General features: G+C 50.7%; 20 protein-coding genes. 10 read left to right on the forward strand and 10 right to left on the reverse strand.

The window, feature by feature from the left end:
• On the forward strand, positions 1-707 hold a 707-nt coding region (locus tag F4Y39_07165), incomplete at its 5' end, for an alpha/beta hydrolase (GenBank protein MYC13495.1).
• A 76-nt stretch (positions 708-783) separates the two neighbouring features.
• On the opposite strand, the gene F4Y39_07170 is transcribed toward F4Y39_07165, so the two are convergent.
• The 6 genes from F4Y39_07170 to F4Y39_07195 all read right to left on the reverse strand — a co-directional run bounded on the left by F4Y39_07170 (position 784) and on the right by F4Y39_07195 (position 9,931).
• A complete protein-coding gene (locus F4Y39_07170) occupies positions 784-1,389 on the reverse strand; it encodes a hypothetical protein (GenBank protein MYC13496.1) in 606 nt (201 codons plus the stop codon).
• 44 nt (positions 1,390-1,433) lie between these two features.
• Positions 1,434-4,418 (reverse strand): hypothetical protein, encoded by a 2,985-nt coding sequence (locus tag F4Y39_07175; protein MYC13497.1) that lies wholly within the window; start codon positions 4,416-4,418, stop codon positions 1,434-1,436.
• Between the two features lie 9 nt (positions 4,419-4,427).
• Positions 4,428-5,093: a signal peptidase I gene (gene lepB, locus F4Y39_07180; GenBank protein MYC13498.1), complete on the reverse strand. Its 666-nt coding sequence runs from the start codon at positions 5,091-5,093 to the stop codon at positions 4,428-4,430.
• Between the two features lie 78 nt (positions 5,094-5,171).
• Entirely contained in the window at positions 5,172-6,149 is a 978-nt protein-coding gene (locus tag F4Y39_07185) for a Gfo/Idh/MocA family oxidoreductase (GenBank protein MYC13499.1), read from the reverse strand.
• 97 nt (positions 6,150-6,246) lie between these two features.
• On the reverse strand, positions 6,247-7,992 hold the full coding sequence (locus F4Y39_07190; protein MYC13500.1) for a phytanoyl-CoA dioxygenase family protein: 1,746 nt from the start codon (positions 7,990-7,992) through the stop codon (positions 6,247-6,249).
• Positions 7,993-8,185: 193 nt separating this feature from the next.
• On the reverse strand, positions 8,186-9,931 hold the full coding sequence (locus F4Y39_07195; GenBank protein MYC13501.1) for a phytanoyl-CoA dioxygenase family protein: 1,746 nt from the start codon (positions 9,929-9,931) through the stop codon (positions 8,186-8,188).
• Positions 9,932-10,152: 221 nt separating this feature from the next.
• Between F4Y39_07195 and F4Y39_07200 the strand changes: the two genes are divergently transcribed.
• Entirely contained in the window at positions 10,153-11,595 is a 1,443-nt protein-coding gene (locus tag F4Y39_07200) for a sulfatase-like hydrolase/transferase (protein ID MYC13502.1), read from the forward strand.
• Between the two features lie 34 nt (positions 11,596-11,629).
• Positions 11,630-12,577 carry a hypothetical protein gene (locus tag F4Y39_07205; protein ID MYC13503.1) on the forward strand — a complete coding sequence of 316 codons (948 nt, stop codon included), beginning with the start codon at positions 11,630-11,632 and terminating at the stop codon, positions 12,575-12,577.
• Between the two features lies 1 nt (position 12,578).
• On the opposite strand, the gene F4Y39_07210 is transcribed toward F4Y39_07205, so the two are convergent.
• The 3 genes from F4Y39_07210 to F4Y39_07220 form a co-directional block, all read right to left on the reverse strand.
• Positions 12,579-13,682 carry a hypothetical protein gene (locus tag F4Y39_07210; GenBank protein MYC13504.1) on the reverse strand — a complete coding sequence of 368 codons (1,104 nt, stop codon included), beginning with the start codon at positions 13,680-13,682 and terminating at the stop codon, positions 12,579-12,581.
• A gap of 68 nt (positions 13,683-13,750) precedes the next feature.
• A complete protein-coding gene (locus tag F4Y39_07215) occupies positions 13,751-14,011 on the reverse strand; it encodes a DUF4160 domain-containing protein (protein MYC13505.1) in 261 nt (86 codons plus the stop codon).
• The gene (locus tag F4Y39_07220) at positions 14,004-14,288 is read right to left on the reverse strand and encodes a DUF2442 domain-containing protein (GenBank protein ID MYC13506.1); all 285 of its coding nucleotides are present in this window, start codon (positions 14,286-14,288) and stop codon (positions 14,004-14,006) included. The genes F4Y39_07215 and F4Y39_07220 overlap by 8 nt, the downstream gene beginning before the upstream one ends.
• A 135-nt stretch (positions 14,289-14,423) precedes the next feature.
• Between F4Y39_07220 and prs the strand changes: the two genes are divergently transcribed.
• On the forward strand, positions 14,424-15,392 hold the full coding sequence (gene prs / locus F4Y39_07225; GenBank protein ID MYC13507.1) for a ribose-phosphate diphosphokinase: 969 nt from the start codon (positions 14,424-14,426) through the stop codon (positions 15,390-15,392).
• A gap of 14 nt (positions 15,393-15,406) precedes the next feature.
• On the opposite strand, the gene F4Y39_07230 is transcribed toward prs, so the two are convergent.
• Positions 15,407-15,706, reverse strand: a complete 300-nt coding sequence (locus tag F4Y39_07230) for a HigA family addiction module antidote protein (protein ID MYC13508.1) — start codon at positions 15,704-15,706, stop codon at positions 15,407-15,409.
• A 73-nt stretch (positions 15,707-15,779) separates the two neighbouring features.
• Here F4Y39_07230 and queC point away from each other — a divergent pair, with 73 nt between their 5' ends.
• The 6 genes from queC (at position 15,780) to F4Y39_07260 (ending at position 20,657) form a co-directional block, all read left to right on the forward strand.
• Positions 15,780-16,463: a 7-cyano-7-deazaguanine synthase QueC gene (gene queC, locus F4Y39_07235; GenBank protein ID MYC13509.1), complete on the forward strand. Its 684-nt coding sequence runs from the start codon at positions 15,780-15,782 to the stop codon at positions 16,461-16,463.
• A 101-nt stretch (positions 16,464-16,564) separates the two neighbouring features.
• Positions 16,565-17,902 carry an aspartate aminotransferase family protein gene (locus tag F4Y39_07240; GenBank protein ID MYC13510.1) on the forward strand — a complete coding sequence of 446 codons (1,338 nt, stop codon included), beginning with the start codon at positions 16,565-16,567 and terminating at the stop codon, positions 17,900-17,902.
• An 11-nt stretch (positions 17,903-17,913) separates the two neighbouring features.
• Positions 17,914-18,636, forward strand: a complete 723-nt coding sequence (locus F4Y39_07245; protein MYC13511.1) for a polysaccharide deacetylase family protein — start codon at positions 17,914-17,916, stop codon at positions 18,634-18,636.
• 1 nt (position 18,637) lies between these two features.
• Positions 18,638-19,438, forward strand: coding sequence for a phytanoyl-CoA dioxygenase family protein (locus tag F4Y39_07250; GenBank protein MYC13512.1), 801 nt, complete (start codon positions 18,638-18,640; stop codon positions 19,436-19,438).
• Complete coding sequence (locus tag F4Y39_07255) at positions 19,413-19,883, forward strand: TIGR00701 family protein (protein ID MYC13513.1); 471 nt, start codon at positions 19,413-19,415, stop codon at positions 19,881-19,883. Before F4Y39_07250 ends, F4Y39_07255 begins: the two co-directional genes overlap by 26 nt.
• A 24-nt stretch (positions 19,884-19,907) precedes the next feature.
• Positions 19,908-20,657 carry a hypothetical protein gene (locus F4Y39_07260; protein ID MYC13514.1) on the forward strand — a complete coding sequence of 250 codons (750 nt, stop codon included), beginning with the start codon at positions 19,908-19,910 and terminating at the stop codon, positions 20,655-20,657.
• The last annotated feature ends 32 nt before the right edge of the window (positions 20,658-20,689 follow it).

The following is a 20,689-nucleotide window of genomic DNA, read 5'->3' on the forward strand; positions in this document are numbered from 1 at the left end:
GGCGTGGGGGATCTAAAGGCAATGGCGGGCGGGCGCTCAATATGACCAGGCGCGGATTTGCCGTTGTTGATGTGGAATATCGACTTAGCGGCGAAGCCCTCTTTCCTGCGCAAATAGAAGATTGCAAAACAGCCGTGCGCTGGGTGAAAGCAAATGCAAAGAAATACAATCTCGACCCCGACCGTATCGGCGCGTGGGGATCGTCTGCTGGGGGGCATCTAGTGGCGATGATGGGTTTAACGCATGATGAAAATGTATTTGAGACGGATGATCACAGCCAATATTCGAGTCAGGTGCAGGCGATATGCAACTGGTTTGGTCCTACAGATTTTTTGCGTATGAATGATTTTGAAGGTCGAATTGATCACGACGCAGCCGATTCTCCAGAGTCCAGACTAATTGGTGGTCTCATTCAGGAAAATAAGGAGAAAGTCGCCGCGGCCAATCCCATTACTTATGTCAGCAAAAACGATCCGCCCATGCTGATTATGCACGGGGAAAAAGATCGGGCAGTTCCCTATAATCAGAGCGAGTTGCTCTATGCTGCGATGCAAAAAGCGGGTTTGGATGTCACGCTCTACAAGGTTGTCAATGCCGATCACGGCTTTCGCAATGCCACGCAAGATAGCGCGGCATCGCTCTTTGAAATGTCCGCTCAATTTTTAGAAAAGCATCTCAAACCCCAAACGGATGCCGCATCGCCATAAAGGGTATAATGTGAATGAATAAGCCCTGGAGAACTCAATCTCCAGGGCTTTTGTTTTTTGAAGAGACCGCAGTCAGCTAACGAAACTCCAAACTCGCCACAATTTGCTCATATTCGGTTAGTGGATAGCCTGCATCCCGGCTGCCGTTGCCGATCATGTAATACCCCACCCCATTGTGGATGGCTATGGCTACGAGAAATCGGGTGCCGGGATATGCTCGGTTGGAGCGTTCTATTTGAGAATAACGAAATTGCCACTGAATCGCCTCGCCCACCTTGAGTTGGATGCGATGTTTTTCGCCGATAACGCGATATTCATCAAATGCTGGTACCAGGAACCGGTCTTCAAAAGCCTGAACGAGTTGATCCAGTGTCATTGTGTTGAATTCGGCTCGTAGTGCTTGTGGCTCCAGGCGCATTTGTGGACGAAAGTCACTCGTAAGCCCAGGACTGAGAATGCGTACGGTTACGGGCGATAAACCATTGATGTCTCTTTGTGATGTAATAGTTGCGACATCGATACCCCACTGTTCGCTGGGACGACTGACTCGAAATCCCCATGAGTTGTTGGTATAAACAAGCCCGTCTAAACTGGGTTCAGGCTCTGTGGGGATTGGTTTACACCCAGAAGTTGCCAACAGGCTACACAGAGCCAAAGCGCAAAATATTCGGATGTGTATCATATCGATCTCCTTTTCGATCAATCGCGAAAGCAAACAGGTACTGATTATTTGACGCCAGATGGCCTAGCTGTGTTCCTGTCGCGTTGGAGCAATTCTGGATGCAGGCGATAAAATATCGCTTCTATCTGCTTCAGACCCTCTGCTTGCACCACAAAACGCCCATCGATTACGACAGTCGGTGATCTTGTCGGTATCACGCCCAGTGCTCGAGCAGTGGCGTGTATTTCTGTTCTGTTGTCTGTTCCGCTGACGTCAATGCCCATCTGTTTTAAGCAGTTTACTACAGAAGATGTGTCGGAAGTAGCCTTCTGTTTGTGGCATAATAGCGCGTCAACTATCCGCTCTGGAGCGGTCTGTTGTGCCTGCCGAAATAGCGCATTTTGTTTGTCATTGCCCACAAAATGCAGGCGTAAGCGCTCGGGTGCATTAACTTTTTTGCCCCATTGCAAGAGTCGTTCTGCTATTTGTAGTGCTGGAGACACACTAACATCCATAAACAGGTCCATACCATCTAAATTCTGGCCTTGAAAAACCCGCGCAATGGGTGTCAATAGCACAGTTGGTACAAAATGATCGCCAACGCGCTGCATCAGGTGTGCAAACCGATTAAAATGGGCTGTTTTCTCAAATTCATTATTCAGCACATAAGCTGGCACCCGATCCAGCCTATAACGCGCAATCAGGTTCTGTCCCATCTCGCTGTTCACATCTACGGTTTGGAACTCAGCACCAGGAAAGAGCGATAGTGTGGATCGAATAAACGAATATGTATCACACACTGCACAGGTCGCGTCGTTGAGAATGGCCGTTTGAAAGGAAATGGGATCGCGCACTTCGCATTGCGCGCGGGGTGTTCCGCCGTTTAAGCACAGGCCAACTTTGCCCGTATGTACACAATCCCGATCGCTGAGGCACTCGGGAACATCGGTGCAAAAGGGCAAATTTTTATTATTGCGACAGATGAACTGCGCCACCTCATGAGAAGAAGTTTTGACATCGCGCCCATTTACGCGCAATGTGGGCGATGCGTTGATCCCCAGCAGATTGGCTCTGCGAATATTTTCGGCAAATAATGCTTCACCCGCATCGCTTTCGGACAACTCGGCGATTTTGTCTGTGTTCATGTTCACCTGTGTTGCACAAACGCGCCAATCGGTTGCAATGCCCGATTTATTGCGACACAAAATGTAATCCCAGAACCGATCGGGATAAAGCGACATCACAACGGTTTGTCGAATGCCTTCGGCTATTTCTCTATCGCCGTGTAAACTGCGAAAGCGACCCGATCCCGTCGAGGTCGTCGCCTGACATCCCGGCTGTGTTGTCCGTGTCGTGCGTGCGGCAGGAGGAGGCGATGCGTCATGCTTTGCACTTGCTTCGTCTGCGATAAAATACAGATGAAAGTCGATTTGATCCCTCAGTTTGCGAAACAGAGGGGCAAGGGTTTGTTCTGCATGTATGCCATAGGGACAATCTGCCATCACAAATAGCTCGACGAGGGGGCGACCATTTTGGCTCTGCCCTGTTTCACCGTGCCCTGTGTCCAATTTGGTTATTGCGTGCGAAGAGCCGTGTCCCTTGTGATTCACTTCTGCCAGCATATCAGCAAATCGGGTGTCAAAGTCGGGCGTCTGGTTTGCATCGTGACAGCGCTGGCACAAATCGGGAGATGGCGTGCGGCGAATATTGCGGGTTTCTGGACGCCGAGCGTGTTGTTCTCCCGGTCCGTGGCACACTTCGCATTGCACATTTGTAAGCCGTTTGACATCTTTGCCAATTTTGAACCCCGTGGGATATCCAAATCCCGTTGTATGACACGTTACGCAGTCGGGCTGATAGTGTTTTTGTTTTTGCAACAAGCGATTAAATGCATTTGCATGATGCGACTGTTCCCAGTCTGCTACCTCGGCAGCGTGACATCCTTTACACGTTTCTACCCCGACATATCTATTGGTGCCCTGACGCACCTGATCTTCCAGTGCAAATCCCGCAAATCTCGGTCGCGCTGTCTGCTGCAACGCCGAATTTTTTTGAACCAGATTGTAGAATTCATCCACGAGCCGCTTTACTGTGCGGTCTTCGCCAATGGATTCTGAGAGCAATACAGAGGTGATTTTTTCTGCTGTCACCCGTCCATTTTCTACGTTTAAGATCGCCTGTCCAATTGCCTTGCCCTGAGGCTGGATGCCCAGCAACAGGGTATTGCCGATCCGATGGGTTGTCTCGGTAGATCGCGTGCTGATCACGATATCTATATCGGCGATATTTTGTACGAGGTCGCGTTCTGTCTCTCGATCCAAATCGCTCAATACAACTATGAGATCGGTCTTTTGACGCACAGATGCGACCGCTTCCTGGATGCCATCGAGTTTAACATCTATGCCATCGGGCATATTTATGTGTGAGGTACCTGCCCCCATTGCCATACCGTGTACTTCAATGTCCCGTTCACCCGCCACACCTATGATACCTACGCGCACATCGCCCGCGTCCAGAATTCGTACGGGTGCCCCCATTTGCACATCGTTTATCTTCAAGTTTGCACTTACAAAAGGGACGCCGATCGAATCGCGCATGGTTTCAAAGAACGCTTGTCCAAATCGCAATTCTCCCACACCGATATTGGCGGCGTCGTAATGGATGGCTTTCATGGCTTTCAAATGTATTTTGCAACGCAATTGGTCCAATACAGTATCGCCTGCAAATAGACCGCCGGCATCTAATAACAGGGCATTGGGATACGATCGCTTTAAGTCATTTACCATTGTCGCACGCCGCGCAATGCCGCCGAGCTGATTGTCCGCACAACCACACACTTCCAGAAAACTCTGTGTGTCTCCTGTATAAAGCAATACTACTTCCGCCGCTCTACTTTGCCCGATGAGACAAAAGACAGCTAATAGGAGACACAAAACGAAGGGAGATCTTTCACAATCCCATCTGTGTTCATCTGTGTTCATCTGTGGTTGCTTTCTGAATTTACCTTGAAAAAAAGGCCCGATAAGAATATCGGGCCTCACAGATACCATTTTTTTGGGTTATTCCAACAAGCCCAACCTGCTCCAACGGATTTTTTCAAAAATATTCCACAGAGGCTTTTGGCTATCCCAGGAATAATAAATAAATAATGGGTGGGCTTTTACTTTTTCCAGGGACACCATCCCCCAAAATCGGCTGTCGTAACTGCTGTCGCGATTGTCTCCCATCGCAAAAAAGTGTCCCGGTGGCACTGTGCGAGGTCCGTAGTTGTCTCGTGGGCTATGCTGTTTGTGTTCTACTCTGGGGTCTTCGTGCTTAACGCCTTCTGGATTCTCAAATCGCTTTCCATCTACATATACAATTTTGTTTTTGATTTCCACTGTCTGCCCTTCAACCGCAATACACCGCTTGATAAAATCGCGCGATTCATCCCGGGGAAATTCAAAAATCACCAGATCTCCCGGTTGGGGGGTTGAAAATCCCGGTACGCGAAATGAGGGCAATTTAGTGTTCAGAATCGGCACGCGGTCGGGTATTTGCGTGCCGAAGGTCAGTTTATCACCCAGTACGTAATCGCCTTCTAATAGCGTATCTTCCATCGATCCCGAGGGAATGTGATACGCTTGTACCAGCGTCCCCCGGATCAAAATGGCTAAAAATATGGCGATTCCAAATTCTCGCAAGTTACTCCGTTTTCGCTTCTTTTTATTCTTTCTCTTTAGCATAGTCCTTCCATTGTGGTGAGTTGTCGGTTATACTGTGTCGTGCCCTGCAAGGGCGGTAACTGATCTGGCTGCTTTCTTTCAACGATTTTGCGAAAAATAAGTTCGTTCGGGTTGGCCTGTTTCGGCAGATTTGTTTGCCGCGAGCGAAATATCGAGGCTGCGCAAACCGTCTTCAAAGTCAGACAAGATTCCCGATCCATCTCCCGAACGAATTGCTGCCATAAATACTTCGTCAATATCTTCCGATTCGAGCATTTCGCCGATCTCAGCTGCACTGCCTGGAAATACAGTTACACCATTTCCAGCGACGGTCGCTCGCATATCGCGCATGATGATATCAATGCCATTTGAGCCACCGCCATTGCGGAGAACGCAGGTGGAACTCAGCGTGCCCACAGCACCATTTTCAAATTGGAGCGATAGGGCATATACATCGGGGATATCGAGATTTTCGACATCGTTCAATGCGCGGGTGGCGTAATACGCGTGTACTTCTGCAACATCGCCCACGAGGTAACGCAATAGGTCGATCTGATGTGTGGTCTGTTCGACAATTTGCCCACCCGACTGCGCCATCACGCGCCACCACGGCGTGCCCGGCAAACCGCCCCAGCGATAGGCCAGGGCCATGGCGACGGTCTTGTCTTTTAAAAATTCACGCCCCTGTTTTGCCCATCCCGTATATCGCTGTTGATAGCCCACAGATGTCAGCACACCCGATTTTTGAATGGCTTCCAGAATTTCCAATCCCTTTTCCATTGACGGCACTACGGGTTTTTCCAACAACATGTGTACGCCCTGTTGCGCCGCCAAAATCTCTGCATCATAATGTGCAAATGTCGGCACGACCACATACATCGCGGTCAAATTTTCACTGTCCAGCATCACGCGATAGTCGGTATAAGCCGTGCCACCAAATTCCGAAGTTGCGCTTTGTGCGGTTTCTTCTTTTATGTCACAAATTGCAACGATCTCGACATCTTCTATATTGGCTAACGCGCGCATGTGCGACCGCGCACGCCCTCCAGCGCCCACAAAACCCACATTAATACCCATTTATATCCTCCATGTATTTTCTCGTTCAAAAATAGACTGCATGCCCAAAACTGTCAAGAGGCATGCCCATTATTAAGCTGTGTTGTGGCACTTTGCATTATTTTTTTACCACTGGCCCCTGTGGCGCCTCCTTGCTGTACAATGTACTACCTCGCTCGTAAGACGCGACGACTGAACCGTCGGCAATTTCCAATCTGGGTACGTTTTTTTCGAACACATCGCGGTCGGGGCCGCGCATGACAGCCATCTGTTCATCGCTCATGCCCGAGACGAGATCGCCCCACCGTTTTTCCGAGTGGGTCAATTCTCCGCCGCTGCGATTGAAGTTGCGCGATGAGTATTTGTGCAAAATCCCCCGCCGCGAGATGTCGCTTTTCCACGCCAATGTGCCATGTGTGGTGCCGCCATCCATGAAGAAGAGCACGTCGCCCGCTTTCATTTCGACGTGTTTTACCAATCCCATGTGGTCATCGCAGGTGCGCACGCCTGGGGGGAGTGAATAATACGCTTTGTGCGATCCCGGCACACACGCAAACCCACCGTCGGCTTCGGTCACGTCGCGCAATTGCCATGTCACAGTTACGGCTTCACAATAGCTTCGCCCATTTTGATAGATATATCCGCGCCCTGGATTGAGCGGTTCATTGGAGTCGTGCAGGGAATGGCCCGATGTGCCTTTGACCGCACAAAATGCCGTTCCTCCGCCCGTGCGACCACCACTGGCACCCATCCAGTTTAGCCGATGTTCAACTGCCGGATGGGCGAGCATTCTCCGAAAGGGATCACAATGGGGACTGGGCAACTGCGTCAGCCCACCCAACAGGGGCCTGCCCGTGCCCGCGAGACTTTTTGACCCGCGTGCGAGTTCTTCGCCAACGACGATTCGGTCCTCAAATTTGTCAATGGTGGCATTGGCCTGTGCCAGCCATTCTTCATCCATGATCCCGCGCAGTACCAGGTACCCGTTTAAGTCCCAAAAGTAAAATTCTTTTTCGTCAATGCCCGAGTTTGGATTTTTAATCAGGAAAGACGGGTGAAAAATCTCGCGCGATTCGTCCAATGCGATTGCCTCGCCGTCTGTTTTCAAAGTCGGTGGCGGCGTTGTATTGCGATATCCGGGGCGATACAGCGATGCGCGTTGTTCAGGTGTTAGTTCTTCCATCAAGTCGGATACTGGCATTTTTTCTGTTTCAGGGCCAGATCCCGCAGAACGGATCACACCGCGACCTACATATTCGTAGGATAGCAAGCGCTGCGGTCCCTCGCCTTGCCACGGACGCATGCCCTGTACGACGCTCAGACCGACGATGAGCAGATCACCCGCTTTTAGTTCGGGTTGAAAAATATAGTCCCGGTCATCCTCGCCGGTCAATATGTCTTCTGGCGTTTCCACATTTGCCTTGTGGGTACACGGTACGAATACAAATCCGCCGTCGTCAGCCTTAACATCAGAGAGTGCCCAGATTACGCGCACGCCTTCACAAAATCTTCGATCGTTCTGATGATAATATGCCAGCGCGGGATCTCGTGGCTCATTGCCGCCCTCCAGCGGAGCCGAGGTGTCACAGGTTTCGTCGCACAGTATTTCAGGTGCGCGGTCGAGCCTGAAACCGTATCCTACAATTTGATTCAGATACCACACGAGTTGGGGATGGATCAACAAGTCGCGGAATGGTTCGCGCAAATCGCCTTCCCAGCCGAGCATGCCCTCGAGCGATCCGACCCGATCAATCGCGTCGTTTAACCGCGCGATTTCGGGACGGGTCAAAGCCCCCGATATATGCAAATAACCTGTTAAATCAAAGGCGTAATTCTCTTCGTTTGTCATCGTTTCCCGGTCCATTTCAGCCTCCTTGACTGTGATGTACCTGTTTGTCTGCCGATATGCAGGCATGAATGTGGCGGTTTATTCATGAAAAGCTCAAACCGATTCAAAAAACAAGTATAAAATGAAACCCTTATTGACCGATTGCTTGACGCATCTCAAAAAAAACTGCCCATTTAAATGGACAGTTTGTGAGTCGTGACGCTTTGCATTATTTTTTTGCCACTGGACCTTTGGGTGCGTCCTGGCTGTACAATGCACTGCCTCGCTCGTAAGACGCGACGACTGAACCGTTGGTAATTTCCAATCTGGGCACGTTCTTTCTAAACACATCGCGGTCGGGGCCGCGCATGACTGCCATCTGTTCATCGCTCATGCCCGAGACGAGATCGCCCCACCGTTTTTCTGGATGAGACAATTCTCCTCCGCTGCGATTGAAGTTGCGCGATGAATATTTGTGCAAAATTCCCCGTCGCGAGATGTCGCTTTTCCACGCGAATGTGCCATGTGAGGTGCTGCCATCCATGAAGAAGAGCACATCGCCCGCTTTCACCTCTATGTGTTTTACCAATCCCATGTGGTCATCGCAGGAGCGCACACCCGGGGGGGTAGGATAATACGCTTTGTGCGATCCCGGCACGCATGCAAACCCACCATCGGCTTCGGTTACATCGCGCAACTGCCAGGTTACGGTTACGGCTTCGCAATAACTGCGTCCATTTTGATAAAAGTATCCCCGGGTTGGATTGAGCGGCTCATTGGAGCCGTGCTGGGAATGGCCCGATGTGCCTTTGACCGAGCAAAATGCCGTTCCTCCACCCGTGCGACCACCACTGGCGCCCATCCAGTTCAGCCGATGTTCAACGATCGGGTGGGCGAGCATTCGCCGGAAAGGATCGCAATGGGGACTGGGCAACTGAGTCAGTCCACCCAACAAGGGTCTGCCCGTGCCCGCAAGGGTTTTTGATCCTTGTGCGAGTTCGTCGCCAACGACGATTCGATCCTCAAATTTGTCAATGGTGGCATTGGCCTGTGCCAACCATTCTTCATCCATGATTCCGCGTAGCACCAGGTACCCATTTAAATCCCAAAAGTAAAATTCTTTTTCGTCAATGCCCGAGTTTGGATTTTTCATCAGGAAAGACGGGTGAAAAATTTCGCGCGATTCGTCCAATGCAATTGTCTCACCATCTGTTTTCAAAGTCGGTGGCGGCGTTGTATTGCGATATCCGGGGCGATAGAGCGATGCGCGTTGTTCAGGTGTTAGTTCTGCCATCAAGTCGGATACTGGCATTTTTTCTGTTTCAGGGGCAGATCCCGCAGAACGGATCACACCGCGGCCTACATATTCGTAGGATAGCAAGCGTTGCAGTGCCTCGCCTTGCCACGGACGCATGCCCTGTACGACGCTCAGGCCGACGATGAGCAGGTCGCCCGCTTTTAGTTCGGGTTGAAAAAGATAATCCGAGTCATCCTCGCCGGTCAATATATCCTCTGGCGTTTCTACATTTGATTTGTGCGTACACGGTACAAATACAAATCCGCCGTCACCAGCTTTGACATCAGAGAGTGCCCAGATTACGCGTACACCTTCGCAAAATCTTCTATCGTTCTGATGATAATATGCCAGCGCGGGGTCTCGCGGCTCATTGCCACCCATCAGGGGGGCAGAGGTGTCACAGGTTTCGTCGCACAGTATTTCGGGTGTGCGGTCGAGCCTGAAACCGTATCCTACAATTTGATTCAGATACCACACGAGTTGGGGATGGATCAATAAATCGCGGAATGGTTCGCGCAAATCATCTTCCCAGCCGAGCATTCCTTCGAGCGATCCGGTCCGATCAATCGCGTCGTTTAACCGCGCGACTTCGGGACGGGTCAGGACTCCCGGTATATGCAAATAACCTGTTAAATCAAAGGCGTAATTCTCTTCGTTTGTCATGGTTTCCCGGTCCATGTCAGCCTCCTTGACCTCAATATACCTGTTTGCCTGACGATATGCAGGCATGAATGTGGCGGTTTATTCATGAAAAGCTCAAATCAGTTCAAAAAACAAGTATAAAATGTAGTCCCTATTGACCGATTGCTTGACGCATTTGATTTGGCTCTGTAAATTGCGCCTGTTCTTTCTCTAATGCTTGCTTTATTCGGATCACTGAAATTTTTCTGCTGTGAGTAATGAAAGGCATTATAATGGCAAAGTCGCGTCCCAATATTGTGCTTGTGATGTGCGACCAGATGCGCTGGGATGCTGCTGGTTTTGCGGGTAGTTCTGTTGTTCAAACGCCCCATCTGGATCGTCTATCCGAGGGTGGTGTGTGTTTTGAAAATGCCTATTGCGCTTCTCCTGTTTGTTCGCCTGCTCGGGCGAGTTGGTTGACCGGGTGCTATCCCCATGCTCATCTGCAATTGCGAAATTATGGGCCAAAACGAGGAAAAGACTGGGGGAGTTATCTGCCGCAGGACCGCGTTACGATGGGCGATGTTTTGAAACGCGCGGGATATCGCTGTGGCATGGTAGGCCCGTGGCATCTGGGCGATGACCATGCACCACAGCACGGGTTTGAGGATTTCTGGCAGACCTATCGATATCTGGACGACGAATATACAGATCCCCTTTTCGATTATTTTGAACGCGAGGGGGTACCTAATCTCTACAGCGATAAGGATGCCGTCACGCAATACGGAAATATACTGGCTTTTACGACACTTACAGATCCGCGACAGCAGCGTACGACCTGGACGGTTGACCGCGCGATTGATTTTTTGCGCCGGCAAGAAGATGACCCGTTTTTTCTTTTTGTGAGTGTTAAGGATCCGCATCCCCTCATCGTTATCCCACCAGAATTGCTCGAGCTCTATCCGGTAGATCAAATGCCCTTGCCGGATTCTCTGCGAGATCCACTTGAGGGTAAACCGCATTTTCAAACCCGCACAAAATTTCGCATGCCCAATACAGTGATAGATCGGCAGTTCTGCGAGATGATTGCGTACTATTACGCTCTGATCACTCATATTGACGCGCAGGTCGGGCGTCTGGTCGGCGTTCTTGAAGAACAGAATATGCGCGATAATACGATCGTGGTTTTTATGAGCGACCACGGCGAACTGCTCGGTGATCACGGTTGCACAGAAAAGTGTCTGATGTACGAGGCCTCGGTCAGAGTTCCTTGCCTGCTTTCGTGGCCGCGTGTGCTCCCAATGGGTTTGCGCGTGACGACCCCGCTTGCCGGTGTTGATTTAATGCCGACTTTGCTCGATCTGGCAAACGAGGCGCCGCCCGAGAAAATCGACGGTCGCTCCGTTGCAGACGCGATTCTGAATGGTCGGCAACCCAAATCTCAGCCCATTTTTGCAGAGATCGCCAGCCAGGAGGCCGTTTATTGGGAGTCAACAGAAAGAGAGCAGTTTGCCGCGCATGTGATGAATCTCGATGGTCGCTGGAAGTATATTCGCAATCGTTTTGATATCGACGAGTTGTACGATTTGGAGACAGATCCGGGCGAAATGCAAAATCTCGCGCAGCTTTCCAAATATCAACCGCGCATTACAGCTATGCGCCAGCAAATCGCCGAGATGATTTGCCATACGGGTCCCGGTCCTTACGATTGGTGTTTGTAAGTGCAGGTAGCGCGCAAAAAGGAGAACTGACAAGATGAGAGAATCAACAGGTTTTGCCCAGAAAGATCCCATTCCATTTGAGGTGTTTGCGGGTTTCGAGCGGCTTGAGAGTGTCAATCCCATTCTTGCCTGCGAGCCGCCAGAGTGGGCCGCTGCTGCTCATGCATTTGTGATGGATGATACGGTTCACTATTTGTGGGGGAGGAGAAAAGAGGGCAATTATTGGGTTTTGATGCATAGCACGGCTCCGGTGAAAGATCCGGCAAAGATCGCGCACGATCCGCGCAATCCCGTGCTTTTGCCTTCGAGCGAGGGATTTGACGATTATACAATCGAATATCCTTTTCCGTTTTGGAATCCCGCCGATGGAAGGTTCTATGTTTATTATTTGGGGCGAAGACAAAAGCCGCCAAAGCAGACGGGTCTATTGGTCGGGGATGGTGATTTTGGCAAATGGACGCGCGTTTGTCAGACGCCTGTGATTGCCTCAGATACCGCGCACGAGCGACAGGGGTCGTCGCATCCCTCGGTTGTGGTTGTAGATGATACCATACATATCATTTATACGGGGGAGTCGGCAGATCCGCCGACTTTATGTCACGCGACCGCGCCGACGAGCGACCCCGAGGCTGTTACCAAAGATCCCGCCAATCCCATTTTTAAAGGCAGTGGAGAAATGTGGGATAGTTGTGGTGTTCGAGAGGCTGAGATTTTTAAGGGTCCACAGTATTTCCATCTCTTTTACGGGGGTTCCGATGGCGAGACCTGGCGGATTGGACATGTTCGGACGCGCGATTTTCGCACCTTTGAACCCAATCCGCACAATCCAATTTTTTCGCCCTCGCCAGATCCCGATGCATGGGACTGCGATGGGATACTAACGCCTCAGGTGATTGAAATCGACAACCGCTACTACATGGTTTATGCGGGTATGAGAGGGAGGGAGTGGCAGACGGGGCTCGCGGTAATGCGATCTCTATGACTCAGTCTTTCAGAACGCGGTTGGGCGTGTACTGGTTTGTATAGTGACGCATGTTTCCCGTGGCGTTGTTCTGTTTGATGGCGTCGGCGGGGAAGGTATGGAGAAACCAGTTGTTGTAGATTTCAGCACTTTCCTGGGGGATACCCCGAATGACTACGGCGGGTACACTGGTGGCGTGAAAGGTATTGTGGTGGATTAACATGAGATCGCCGGCGATGTGCGTGTCGTCACCGCGATCCCGGCCGCCGTGCATGTCAAAGCTGTGGCTGTTGGCGTTTTCCAGAATCAGGTTGTAACGGGCCTCATAGCTGGTGCCGGGTCTCCCAGTGCCTGCAATGTGGTGGCGGCACCAGTCGAACAAATTGGCTTCAATAAGGGCGTTGGACTGGTCCAGCACCACGCCGTAGCCCAGGCCATAGCGCTGGTTGTGGTGAAAATAGTTGTGATGGATGTGGTTGTCCGTCGAGCCTGCCCGCAGGAAGATCGCGGCGTGGCTCCAGCCCCAGAGTTCGCAGTTATCGACTTCGAGATTGGGGTATTCGGTCTGGATGGCGCGAGAGTTGGGGATGCTGTAGTAGTGCCCTTCTGCGTGGAGTTGTCTCATCTGCTCGGTGCGCCTGAGGGTGTCCGGTCCCTGGAAGCGAAGGCCAGTGATACGGACGTTGGGTCCGGCGGCGATAAAGAGAGGTATGGTTTCGAGTTGTTTGGAGTAGAGCAGGGCACCCTGAGAGCCGGGCTTGCCCCGGCCGCTGGCGAGCGTGATGCCCCCGCGTATGGCGATGTTCTGGTGTCCGGTCAGGTCGATTCTGACGGTATCTACTATATAGACTATCTGGTTGGTACCGGCGAACTCGAGGGCGTCGAGCAGTTCCATGCGGTTTGTGACCAGGTATTCGGATGGGTCAAGAAGGCGGTTATAACCCTCGCCGCCACCGATGGGATTGCCGGTGGGGTTGATGTCGGCACCGAATTTGTCATCTGACAGCAGGGGTTTTTCCTGCTGATCGTTGCCGTCTGAGGAAGGATCGGGGGTGAGTGACTTTTCTTTGTCAGAACAGGCGAGTAAAAGGAGGAGTGCGGTGAGATATCTAAGCATTCCCGACATGTTAATATCCTTCTCTGAACCACTCACAACACGAAGAGAAATTTTAAGCTTAACTTTGTAATAAAATTCTATTGCAAAGGTGCTAATTTGCTCAATGATTCATGATTTCGCGCTCGTCGCCACAGATTTCTCAAGTCGTTCTGATGTAATGATGCCCACTCAATTGTCAAACCCAATGCTCGTGAAGGTAGGTCGCCTGCGATTACCGCCAATGTCTCAATATTTATCAAGGCTTCATATTCTGCATATTCCGCATGGAAATGTGGAGGAGGATGATCATTTACATGTATTCTGATAATGATTCCATAAAACCGACATATCTCAGGCATTTACATTTTCCATCCTTAACCTGGGAAAAATATCCTCGGGCGTTTCTCCCGTAATTTCCAAATAGAGCGAATCTGCACATAGATCTATTTCATCTGTCCAGATAATAAATCTGCCGTTTTTAACTTGAAAATTTCGAAACACGCTTGCATCTTTCCAGGCCGAGAATATACCTTTTCCAACGAGATGGGATAGATCTACTTCGCCTTCAACGCCATCTGAATATTGAATCCAAATTTTATAATCAGCACACGCTTTTGCAGATATGATTTTAATCATCAATAAATCTCCTATGCCAGACTGTGATCCGTTTCAGAATGGTTTATCAACCAAAAACTACGGCAATTTAGTTGATTGATCAAGTCGAATACAAGTCCAACCAACACGGGGCCATTCACAAGAAAGGAGTTCGCAATGCGCGATATTGTGGTCTTTAGCGGAAACGCACATCGTCAATTGGCAGAGCATATATGCCAGTATCTGAGTGTGCCTCTTAGGCAGAGCACGATTAACCGCTTCAGTAACGATTGCATTCAGGTGCAGTTGAACGCCAATTGTCGGGAGGCCGATGTCTTTCTGATTCAGCCTCTTGTGCCACCTGTCCAGGACCATCTCATGGAACTCCTGCAGATGCTGGACGCGGCACGCGGGGCATCGGCTGCCCGTACGACGGCCGTTATTCCATACTACAGTTACGCACGGTCAGATAAAAAGGATGCGCCTCGCATTTCTATTGCAGGGAGACTGGTGGCAGATTTGATTGATACGGCAGGTGCTAATCGGGTGCTTACGATGGCCCTTCACGCGCCGCAGGTACATGGATTTTTTCGCATTCCCGTCGATCATCTCAATGCTCTCCATGTGTTGGCGAGATATTTCCGGGGCAAAGACCTGGCGGATACGGTCGTTGTTTCGCCCGATCTTGGAGGCGCAAAGGAGGCAACGCATTTTGCCCGTCTGCTCAAGTTACCTGTAGCTGCTGGAACCAAGCGCCGCATCAGCGATGAAAAAGTCGTGATTGATTCAATCGTTGGCGATGTAGAGGGGAAGAAGGTGATTGTTCTGGACGAAGAGATAGCCACGGGGGGAACACTTGTGGAACTTATTGATCGCCTTCGGGAGCGCGGCGTTAATCACATCACGGTATCCTGCACACACGGACTTTTTACTGGACAGGCTCTGCCGCGTTTGGGTGCAATTGCAGAGGTGAAGGAATTGGTGACGACAGATACAGTTCCACTTTCTTCACAGAGCCAATGTCCTCCCAATCTGACCAGTCTATCCGTGGCACCTCTCCTGGGTGAGGCAATCCGCAGGATACACCACGGGGAATCGGTCAGTAGTCTATTCACGGCTCCAGATTGGATCGTCGATACAGAATAGAGGCTTTTGGGCCATTAAGTCGCAGGGGCGGTATCAGTTAATGGCTCAATTCGAAGATCACCGATCCTTTGTTGCGCGTGCCAGAGGTCGTATTGCAGTTGCAAATTCATCCAGAAAACAGGCGTTGTCCGAAATGCTTTGCTCAACCGAATCGCCATTTCTGGACTCACTCCAGCCTTGCCATTGACAAGCTCCGAAACGGTCTTTCGCGCCACGCCGAGTGTATGGGCTACTTCTGTCACTGTCAGGTTTAGTGGGATTAAACAAAGTTCTTTTAAAATTTCACCTGGATGAGCCGGATTGTACATTTCCATAAGCATGCTCCTCAGTGATAGTCCACGAGATCCACATCAAATACGACGCCATCTTTAAAATAGGTTAAAGATAATGAAAAAGAAAGCTGTTGTCTTGCTCAGTGGTGGTTTGGATTCTACTACAACTTTGGCTATTGCCACAAATCGGGGTTATGCCTGTTACGCGATTACATTTCGCTATGGACAGCGACACGAAATCGAATTCGAATGTGCGAAAAAAATTGCCGCTCATTTTGGCGTTCGGGATCACGTTATTGCCAATATTGATTCGCGCGCTTTTGGTGGTTCGGCATTAACCGACGATATCGATGTGCCCAAAAATCGAGATGAGAGCGAAATGTCCGACGGTATCCCGGTCACTTATGTACCCGCTCGCAATACGATTTTTCTTTCTTACGCGCTTGCACTGGCCGAATCTCTCGATATCCGCGATATTTTTATTGGCGTCAACGCGATTGATTACAGCGGTTATCCCGATTGCCGCCCCGAATATATCGCCGCCTTTCAAGATATGGCGAATCTCGCCACTAAAGCTGGTGTTGAAGGGGATGCGTTCACGATTCACACGCCGCTTATTGATCTGACCAAAGTCGAGATTATCAAACGCGGCGTAGAACTCGGCGTTGATTACGCTATGACCTGTACCTGTTACGATCCCGACATAGAAGGCCGTGCGTGCGGGCAGTGCGACGCCTGCTTGTTGCGCTTGCAAGGTTTTGCTCAGAATGGTATAAAAGATCCGGTGGCCTATCGGTGAGAGGTGGTTTTTCATTGCCGCAATGTACGCTTGCTAAATTTATGCGGATTTACGATCTTACGGGCAGTTATTGGTACATTCACCTTTAAAGAATTGTGTTTATGTCTGCTCTTTCTCTTGACCAGCTCATTGCCGACTATTGCGATCAAAACGCATACTCGCAACGCCTTTTTAAACGCGCACAAGAAGTTTTGCCCGGCGGCAATACGCGCACCGGTGTTTTTGTCAATCCCTTCCCGATTTACGCGGACCAGGGTGAGGGTGTTCATATAGATGATGTCGATGGCAACCGCCGTCTCGACTTCGTCAACAACGCCACCGCCCTCATCCTCGGTCACGCCCATCCCGCTGTGAGCGATGCCCTGCGCGAACGCATCAATAGTGGCACGGCCTTTTTTGGCCCTACCCAACTCGAAATCGAATGGGCAGAACTCCTGCGCGAGCGCGTCCCTTCCCTCGAACATCTGCGCTTTTGCAGTTCGGGGACTGAGTCTGTAGGTAATGCCTTGCGCGTTGCCCGCGCTTTTACGGGGCGTCAAAAAATTGCCAAATTTGAAGGTGCGTATCACGGTATTGACGATCCGGCTCTCATAAGCTATGTGCCACCTGTTACTCCTGATCTCGGTCCCGAAGACGCGCCTCATTCGGTGCTTTCTTCTGCCGGCCTGGCACCAGCGACGGCTGAAAATGTCGTTGTTTTGCCCTTTAATAATGCGCGCGCTTGTGAACATCTCATTCGCCAGCACGCCGAAGAACTCGCATGCGTTATTATTGATCCGCTTTCTACGGCTGCGGGTATGGCTCTGCCGGATCTCGAGTTTCTCACGCTTTTGCGCGATGTGACGCGGGAACTCAGTATTCTCCTTATTTTTGATGAAATTGTCAGTTTTCGAATGACGTCGGGTGGTACACAGGCGGCATACAATATTACGCCCGATTTGACCTGTCTGGCGAAGGTTATTGCTGGCGGTACCCCGGCAGGTGCTTTTGGCGGTCGCAAAGATGTGATGGCTCTGTATGATCCCACTTCTGGTTCGCCTGCGATTCCTCAATCTGGTACGTACAATGGCAATCCGCTCGTGGCTATCGCTGGTCTTATGACTCTTAAAACCATGGACTCAGATGCATATCGCCATATTGACTCGCTTACCGAATACATTGCCGCTGGTCTCAAAGATGCTTTCAAGAGTGCCAGTATCCCGGCGACTATTGTCACTGCTGGCTCGCTTTTTCGCATCTACTTTCTCGACTATACACCTGCCAACTATCGCCAGGCCGCACAAGACAGTAGCGAAAAACACCGCTGGCTCTATTTCTATCTTTTGAACCACGGCATTGTCATCCGCCAGGGCGGCTGTGTTTCTCTTCCCATGACGAGCAAACACGCCGATGATTTGATCAACTGCGTGCGTGAGGGATTGCGCGTTTGGCCCTATTAATCCGAAAATAAATGTCTGTATCCATACCAGATGGCCTTGTTATCCTTACCTTTGATGACGGCGTCAAATCACAACATACTTTTGCCGCACCCATCTTGCGCGAATGCGGTTTCAACGCCACTTTCTATATCACCGAGGGCTTGAACTTTCTCACGGATAAAACGCGCTATCTCACCTGGGAAGAAGTGCGAGAATTACACGATCTGGGCTTTGAAATTGGGAATCACACGCGGCAACACAAAAGCGTTGCCAACCAATCACGGGAGGAACTTTTATCCGATATCCGCTACATCGATCGGCAATGCAACCACTACGGTATCCCGATTCCCACCACATTTTGTTATCCTGGCTACACCAATACCCCCGAAGCTGTTGAGCTGCTCAAAGAACGCGGTTTTACTTATGCCCGACGTGGCACTGTACCCGAATATCCTTATGATAGGGAAGGTGGTCGCGGCCCGGCCTATAATCCCGAGCAACACGATCCGCTTCTCATTCCGACTACGGGCGCGTCGGGACCGCACTGGAACTTCGACGATTTCTTGTGGTCGCTTGATCAGGCTCAAAACGGTTGTGCCACGGTCCTCACCTTTCACGGGGTGCCCGATCTCGATCATCCATGGGTGCATACCGAACCCGCATTTTTTGAACGCTGTATGCAACATCTCACAGATAATGGACACCGAGTAATCGCCCTGCGCGATCTCACAAACTACATCGCTATGGAGTCCTGATATGGTCGATCCTCTTCCCCTTATTGCCTACGACACGCTTGCAGAGCAAACTGAAGCTCTGTACCGCGATGGCTATGCGTATCTACCAGGTGTATTGACGTCCGATCAAGTGACAAAACTCCGCGATCACATGGACACGCTCACACCGATCTCGGAAAGTTTTGACAAAAACGGGCGCCCTGAAGATGTCGGTTTTATCAATAAACACATCAACAATGCGTTTAACCGGCACGCTCATTTTTTACAATTTCTCGACCGTCCCGGTGTGATTGAGCTCGCTGAAGCTATACACGGCGATGATTGCCACTGCATTGGTATGACCGCATGGATGACGGGTCCCGGTCGTCCCGATCAGAATCTCCATACTGACTGGCTTCCCCTGAGTCTGCCTGCAGATATACTTGAGGATTCTCGGGTGCGTATCCCCATTTTTATTACTACGGCGCATTTCTATCTCGACGATATTACCGAAGCCCTTGGTCCCACTAATTTTATCCCTGGTAGCCACCTTTCGGGCAGAAGCCCCAATGGTGATACAGTCTGGAAAGGACAGACTGAAAAATCCATTATGTGCAATGCCGGTGATGTGGTCATTTTTCGCAGTGAGGTCTGGCATCGCGGTACGGCCAATACCAGTGATAAAACGCGTTTTTTGCTTCAAGTCCACTATGCGAAACGCATGATTACGCAAAAATATCCGCCCTATCTCAACCGTTTTCAGTTTGATCTCGAAATTCTCGAGCAGGCGACGCCGCGCCAGCGCCGCCTGATGGGCGATCACAAAAGCAGCAATTACGATTGAGGAGGGTACTGTGACTTTCTTGATAGGATATTATTTGTGGCTAAAAGTTGTACATCTCATCGCTATCATCGGCTGGATGGTCGGTATTTTGTATTTGCCGCGGCTATTTGCCTATCACGCCGATGCCTCTGCTGATACGGATGAGACATTTCAACAGATGGAATACAATCTTATGCGGCTTCTGCTTATGCCTTGTATGATTGTCGTTTTTATTACGGGCATTCTTTTGATTTTTGCAACGGAGAGCCTGGCGAGCGGGTGGCTTCATACCAAAATTCTACTCGTGCTCATGCTCGCCGGTTTGCACGGCATGATGTCGCGCCAGCGCAAGAATTTTCAACGCGGCGAAAATACCAGAAGCGCGGCTTATTTTCGCACTTTTAGCCACGTTACAACGCTTATTGTAGTCCTCGTTGTCGCGCTGGCTGTTCTAAAACCTTTTTAGTTTCCTTTTAAGTGGGAGTGAAGCATGGCAAACGACGAATTTATGATTCCGCGACGATTGATCAATTCGGACCGGGAAGAAACACCGAGGTCCTTGCTGGACCTGATTGAACAAGGGCCATTCGATTTGGATACGGCGGCGTGGTGGATGTCGCATGTGACGAATGGGGCATCGTGGATCGTGGGGTCGGGACCGGGCGGAATCGGGAAATCGACGACGATGCGTTCCTTTCTGAGCGTTGTACCCGGGGACCGGGCATTTGCGATTGCGATGCCGGGGGAGATCCCGCCGCTCGCAGATCAGAAACGCTGCACGATTGCGCTCGAATTAAGCGATCATCGGCCGCCCGGCTACCTTTGGAACCAGGACTTGCGTGACTTCTTCGACCTATCAAAGGCGGGACATCAGCTTGTGGGGAACGTTCATGCGGATACTCTGGAAGAGACGCGTGAACAGATCGTCGGGGCGTGTAGCGTTCCCGAAGAACAGTTCCATCACATCAATATCATTGCATTCGTCTGGCTGGAAGGTTATGAACGCGGAAACAGCAGGCGGATCAGGGATCAGACGTCGCGGCGGTTTCTCACAAGTGTACATTACACCGATGGTTCAGGCGCTCACGAGCAAGTCTATTCGGAAGGATCGGGACTCTCGCCCAACGCGCCGAGGGATGTGGAACACGAAGCAAAGTGCCGCACTTTTTTGGAGGAGGCACTGGGAGAAGCGTCGCGGGATATAGATGAACTGAGGGAGCGATATCTGGCCTGGTATTAGAAACAGGTGGCTACACGCCAAAATTTTACGTC

The sequence above is a fragment of the Gemmatimonadota bacterium genome (genome assembly GCA_009838845.1).
GTDB lineage: Bacteria > Latescibacterota > UBA2968 > UBA2968 > UBA2968 > VXRD01.